This is a genomic window from Duganella vulcania (genome assembly GCF_009857655.1).
Classification (GTDB): domain Bacteria; phylum Pseudomonadota; class Gammaproteobacteria; order Burkholderiales; family Burkholderiaceae_D; genus Rugamonas; species Rugamonas vulcania.
Genome location: NZ_WWCX01000180.1, coordinates 1 through 5,689, shown reverse-complemented (window position 1 = coordinate 5,689; position 5,689 = coordinate 1). Strand labels below are relative to the sequence as shown.

The following is a 5,689-nucleotide window of genomic DNA, read 5'->3' as shown; positions in this document are numbered from 1 at the left end:
GCACGCCGGCGCGCGGCGCCTGCGCGATCTGCCGGCCCGGCACGCCGGCGCCGCAGCTGGCGAAATACGACAGCTCGGCCGCGTCGGCCTGCAGCACGCCGATGCAGGCGTACTTGGACACGCAGATGTTCTGCGCCACCCGGCAGCCGATCTCCACCAGCGCGCCGGGGTCGCGCTCGGCGCCCAGCTCGATGCCCAGCTCGATCAGCGCGGTCAGCCGCAGGCTCACCGCCTGCAGGCTGGAGAGCGAGCTGGTCAGGCGTTGCGTCATGCGGGTCAGGTTTTCCGGCCCCCGCTCATCGGTCTCCTGGGCCAGCTGCGACAGCTGCTGGCTGCTCGATTCCAGCTCGCCCAGGTACTCGGCCACCTTGTCGTCGATGTTGTGGAAACGCCCCTCCTGCGGCGGCTCCGGCGCGAACGCCGGCAGCGGGTCGTGCGCGCCCGCCTCGGCCAGCCCCAGCGCCTCGTGCACGGTGCGCAGGATCACTTCCGGATCGGAAGGCTTGGGCAGCACCCAGCGCACGCCGCACGACTGCGCCACCGCCATCGCCTCGCGCTCGCGGTAGGTGGCGGTGTAGAAGATCACCGGCACGTCGGCCGTCTGCGGGTCGCTGTGCAGGCGGGTGACGAACTCGTAGCCGTCCATGTTGGGCATCAGGATGTCGGAGATCACCAGGTCGGGCTTCTCGGCGCGCACCATGGTCAGGCCCTCGGCGCCGTTGGCGGCCTCCAGCAGCCGGTGGCCGCCGTAGCCCAGCAGGGTCATCAGGAACTCGCGGTTGAGCACGTGGTCGTCCACGATCAGGATGGTGGCGGTGTCGCTGTTAGCCGGGGGCGACACGTCCCCGCTCAAGAAAGATTCGATCTGGGTCACGAAGGTGTCGGGCTCGACCGGCTTGCCGATGTAGCCGTCGAAGCCGGCCTCCAGCAGTTTCTCGCGGTCGCCCGCCATCGCCAGCGCGGTCACGGCCAGCGTCGGGATGTGGCGCAGCGCCGGGTCGGCCTTGAGCTCGGCCACCACGCCGTAGCCGTCCAGCTTGGGCAGGTGGACGTCGCAGATGATCAGGTCCGGCAGTTCGCGCCGCGCCGCCGCCACGCCGGCCTCGCCGTCGGCGGCCGACAGCGGTTCGTAGCCGAACGCGCGCAGCAGGTACACCATCAACTCCATGTTGGTGGCATTGTCTTCTATGATCAGGATGCGTGCCGACACGTTGGGCTCCCCTTGTTCATCGTTCCAGCGGCAGCGCCAGGGTGAAACAGCTCCCGGCGCCGGATGTGCTGTCAAACAAAATTTCGCCATGCAGCATGGCGGCCAGGCGCTGGCTCAGATGCAAGCCCAGCCCGGTTCCCTCCAGTTCCCGCAACTTGCCGGCCTCCAGCTGCGAAAACGCCTGGAACAGCGTGGCGCGGTCCTCGTCGGCAATGCCGATGCCGGTGTCGCTGATGCTGATCATGGCGCAGGGGCGTTCGTGGCGCACGCCCTGGTCCAGCCGCACCGTGACCGCGCCCCGGTCGGTGAACTTGAGCGCGTTGTGGAGCAAATTCATCAGTATCTGTTGCAGCGCGCGGCGGTCGGCCGTCACCACCAGCTCGTCGGGCACGCTGACGAACTCCAGCGCCAGCCCCTTGTGCTGGGCCTGCGGCGTAAACAGCAACAACACCTCGTCGATCAGCTGGCGGCACGACAGCGGCGCCATGTCCAGCTTCAGGCTGCCGGTCTCGATCTGGGTCAGTTCCAGCAAGTCGTTGATCAAGGATAACAGATGACGGGCGCTGTGTTGCACCGTGCGCAGTTGTTTTTCCTGATCGTCATTAATGGGTCCAGGCAACTTCATCAGCATAGTACCCGTAAAACCGATGATCGCGTTCAGCGGCGTGCGCAATTCGTGCGACATGCCGTTCAAAAAACGGTCCTTGGCGGCGTTGGCGCGCGCCAGTTCGGCGTTCTTTTCCTGCAACGAGCGCTCGATCCGCTTGCGCTCGCTGGTGTCGCGGATCGCGCTCATCACCAGCGTGCCCTCCTCCGAGGCGATGGGGCTCAGGCTGATCTCGACCGGAAATTCCACGCCGTCCTTGCGCAGGCCGAACAGCTCGCGGCCGCCGCCCATGGGACGCACCACCGGCTGCTGATGAAAGTCGTGCCGGTGGCGCACGTGGCCTTCGCGGAAGCGCGCCGGCATCAGCTGCTCCAGCGCCATGCCGCGCATGGCCTCGCGCGGATAGCCGAACAGGGCCGCGGCCTGCTCGTTGACCAGCACCACGCGGCCGCCGGCGTTGGCCAGCACGATGGCGTCCGGCAGCGATTCGAGCAGGTCGCCGAAGCGCGCCTGCACCAGCTTGGCGTCGCGCAGCACCTTGAACGCGGTGACGTCTTTTTTGGTCCACAAGATATACTCGGGCTGGCCCGCGCCGTCGCGCACCAGCTTGGACGAGCTGTCGATGTACACCAGCGTGCCGTCCTTGGCGCGGCGCATGGTTTCATAGTTGGCGATGCCGCTGGCCAGGGTCTCGCGCACCACGTCGTCCTCGGCGCCGTCCTCGGCGGCCGGCGCGATCAGTTCGGCCAGGCGGCAGCCCAGCGCCTCGTCGCTGCTGAAGCCGAACATCGCCTGCGCGCCATTGGTCCAACAGACGACTTCGCCTTCCAGCGAAGTCAGCACAACCGCGTCCGGGGTTTCATTGAGGATTAGAGTGCCGAAGTCGGTAGCCATGGTGTCGCCTCGAAATGACATGACAATAAACATACAGTAAGCGGCAACGCGAAAATTCACACAAAGTCACAATCGCGCGGCGGCGGCGATTTCCTCCATCGCGCAATGCAGGATGGCCGGATGGCGGCCCAGCGCCACATGGCCGATCGCCCCGAACACCAGGTTGCGCGCGCCCGGCAAGGCGCCGGAATCCTGCGGCGCGACGATGTTGTCGTGGACAGAGTAGATGGAGCTGATCAGCCCGCGTTGCAAATTTGCCTCAGAGGCCGCCAGCGCCGCCAGCCACTCGCTGCGGTAGCGCATCTGCACCGCGTTGCCGCCCGGCCCGAAGTGGGCCAGCGCGGTGCCGTGGTGCGGCGTGCCCAGCGTGATGACGCGCGCCACCGCGTCCGCGCCGTGGCGGCGCAGCCAGGCGCGCGCCACCAGCCCGCCCATGCTGTGGCCGACCATGATGACTTGCCTGCTGCCAGTCTCGGCGCACAGCCGCTCGATGGCGGCCTGCACCTGCGGCACGTAGGCGTCGATCGGGGCGCCCGGCGGTTCCAGGTCGATGCCGTAGTGGCTGATGCCGGCGCGCGCCAGCCGCGCGCTCAGCGGCCGCCAGTAGCCGCTGTTGCAGGCGTAGCCGTGGATCAGCAGCACCGGCAGGCCGCGCGCCTGCGGCTGCAGTTGCATGCCGAGCGGACGCAGCATGTCGAAGCTGGAGGCCAGCATCGAGGCGCGGAATTCATGCAGGAACAGGCCGGCGGCGCGGGCCGGGTTGAGCGCGTGGTCGGCCGGCGTGGGCGCGCCCTTGCCCGCGCGCGAGCTGAGCAGGAAGTTGTTGGCCGACAGCGCCATCCGCACCAGCAGCACGCAGGCCAGGCCGAGCGCGCCATAGGCCAGCGCCGTCAGCGGCGGGTTCAGCGGCGCTTCCCACGCCGGCCGCCACACACGATGCAAGCCAACCGCCAGCGCCAGCGCGGCGCCGGCCTGCACCAGCAGCAGCAGGATAATCCAGCGTTTGATCATGCCGCCATCATACCCCGGTCTGGCCGGTCAGGCGCGCACCGGGATGGCCGCCGGCTTGCCGGTCAGCTGCTGCGCCAGGTTGCTGGCCAGGCGCGCCACGATGCCGTAGATCGACAGCTGCGGATTGGCGCCGATCGAGGTCGGGAACAGCGAGCCGTCGTGCACCGACAGGTTGGCCAGGCCGTGGTAGCGGCCGTCGCCGCCGGTCAAGCCCTGGCGTTCGTCGCCGGACATGGCGCAGCCGCCCATCACGTGCGCCGACACCACGCGCGTGGCCAGCAGCTTGAGCGGCAACGCGGCGATGCCGTCCCGCGCCTGCGCCCAGCTGGTGTAGCGCGGCGCCGACTCGTGCACCGGCGACACGTCCCTGGCGCCGGCCGCGAACTGGATCTCGGCCATGGTCAACAGCGCGCGGCGCGCGCCGTCCCAGATGAAGTCGCTGATCGGGTAATCCAGCACCGGCGCGCCGGCGCCGTCCAGCGCCACGCTGCCGCCGGGCGCGCCGGCGTGGAAGCCGTCGCGCAGCAGCGCCAGGATCACCTGCTTGTGCGGGAACTGCGCCATCTCGGCCGCGTGCTGCGCGCCGAAGCCGGCCACCGTGGTGGCCAGCAGCAGCGGATGCAGCGGCGGCACTTCCAGCTTGTAACCCATCGGGCCGTCGATCGGCGCGTTGTGCAGGAAGTGGTCGGAATACACGGTCTGCGGCGCGCCGGCGTAGCCGTCCACGCGCTGCGCGAAGGTGCCGGCCGAGATCACCACCGGGTGCAGGAAGGTGCGCTTGCCCAGCAGGCCGTGCGGATCGGGCGCGCCCGAGCGCAGCAGCAGCGCCGGCGTGTTGATGGCGCCGCCGGCGGCGATGAAGTGCCGCGCGCGCAAGGTGATGCGGCGCCCGGTCGGCGCGTGGCCGGACGCGTCCAGCGCCACGCAGTCGAGCTGGACCACCTTGTCGCCCTGGAGCACGAAGCGCTCGGCGCGGGCGCGCGTCAGCAAGGTCGCGCCCTGGGTCAGCGCCGACGGGATGGTGGTGACCAGCATCGACTGCTTGGCGTTGGTCGGACAGCCCATGCCGCAGTAGCCCAGGTTCCAGCAACCGTTGACGTTGCGCCGTATCAGCGCGGTCGGGATGCCCAGCTTGGCCGCGCCGCGGCGCAGCAGGTCGTTGTTCTCGTTGGGCGCGGCCGGCCAGTTCATGACGTTCAGGCGCTGCTCCATCATGCCGAACCACGGCGCCAGCTGTTCCGGCGTGTAGTCCTTTAAACCATACTGTTTATTCCAATACGCCAGCGTGATGTCGGGCGTGCGGAAGCTGCTGGTCCAGTTGACGGTGGTGCTGCCGCCCACGGTGCGGCCCTGCAGGATGTTGATGCCCTTGTCGCGCGTCTTGCGCGCCGCCGATTCCTGGTACAGCTGCGGATAGGCCTCGGCCTCCTTCATGTTGAAGTCGGACGAGGAGCGCAGCGCGCCCTCCTCGACGATCAGCACGCGCAGGCCGGACAGCGCCAGGATCTCGGCGCTGACGCCGCCGCCGGCGCCGCTGCCGACGATGACCACGTCGGCCTCCAGCGTCAGGTCGGCGTCCAGCCGCGCGCAGTCGGTCACGCGCCAGCCGGCGGCCAGGCCGGCCTGGATCGGATCGGGAATCGGGCCCTTGGCGGCGGCGATCGGGATATTCGTATTGCTCATTTTTGCAGCTCCTTCAGCGGGCCGGGATAGCCGATGCCGGCCCAGGTCGACGGCTCCGCGTACCATGAGCCGAGGATCAGGTCATGCAGCGCCAGGTAGGCCGTCTGCAGCATGGCGAGGCGGTGATGGCGCCAGTTCTCCAGGAAGGCGGCCACTTCCTGCGGCGCGGCCTCGCGCCAGCTGCCGGACACGCCGGCCAGCCAGCGCCGCGCGGGCGCCAGCGCGAGCAGGCCGAACAGGTCCTGCACTTCCTTTTGCGTGGCCAGCGGCAGGCCGTGGATGGC

General features: G+C 69.1%; 4 protein-coding genes and 1 pseudogene. All 5 read right to left on the bottom strand.

Annotated features, from left to right (window positions below; all coding sequences use genetic code 11):
* A partial coding sequence (locus tag GTP90_RS34640) for a response regulator (protein WP_161087767.1) occupies window positions 1-1,210 on the bottom strand: 1,210 nt, incomplete at its 3' end.
* 16 nt (window positions 1,211-1,226) lie between these two features.
* Complete coding sequence (locus GTP90_RS34635; protein WP_161087766.1) at window positions 1,227-2,711, bottom strand: PAS domain-containing sensor histidine kinase; 1,485 nt, start codon at window positions 2,709-2,711, stop codon at window positions 1,227-1,229.
* Between the two features lie 66 nt (window positions 2,712-2,777).
* Entirely contained in the window at window positions 2,778-3,722 is a 945-nt protein-coding gene (locus tag GTP90_RS34630; protein ID WP_161087765.1) for an esterase/lipase family protein, read from the bottom strand.
* A gap of 27 nt (window positions 3,723-3,749) precedes the next feature.
* Entirely contained in the window at window positions 3,750-5,405 is a 1,656-nt protein-coding gene (locus GTP90_RS34625; RefSeq protein ID WP_161087764.1) for a GMC family oxidoreductase N-terminal domain-containing protein, read from the bottom strand.
* Window positions 5,402-5,689 (bottom strand): annotated as a pseudogene (locus GTP90_RS34620) (hypothetical protein); the annotation flags it as partial. The gene GTP90_RS34625 and the pseudogene GTP90_RS34620, both read right to left, overlap by 4 nt.

What these genes read in the sequence shown, in the direction of transcription:
- GTP90_RS34635 (WP_161087766.1), bottom strand. Translation starts at nt 2,711, where the DNA reads ATGGCTACCGACTTCGGCACTCTAATCCTCAATGAAACCCCGGACGCG.
- GTP90_RS34630 (WP_161087765.1), bottom strand. Translation starts at nt 3,722, where the DNA reads ATGATCAAACGCTGGATTATCCTGCTGCTGCTGGTGCAGGCCGGCGCC.
- GTP90_RS34625 (WP_161087764.1), bottom strand. Translation starts at nt 5,405, where the DNA reads ATGAGCAATACGAATATCCCGATCGCCGCCGCCAAGGGCCCGATTCCC.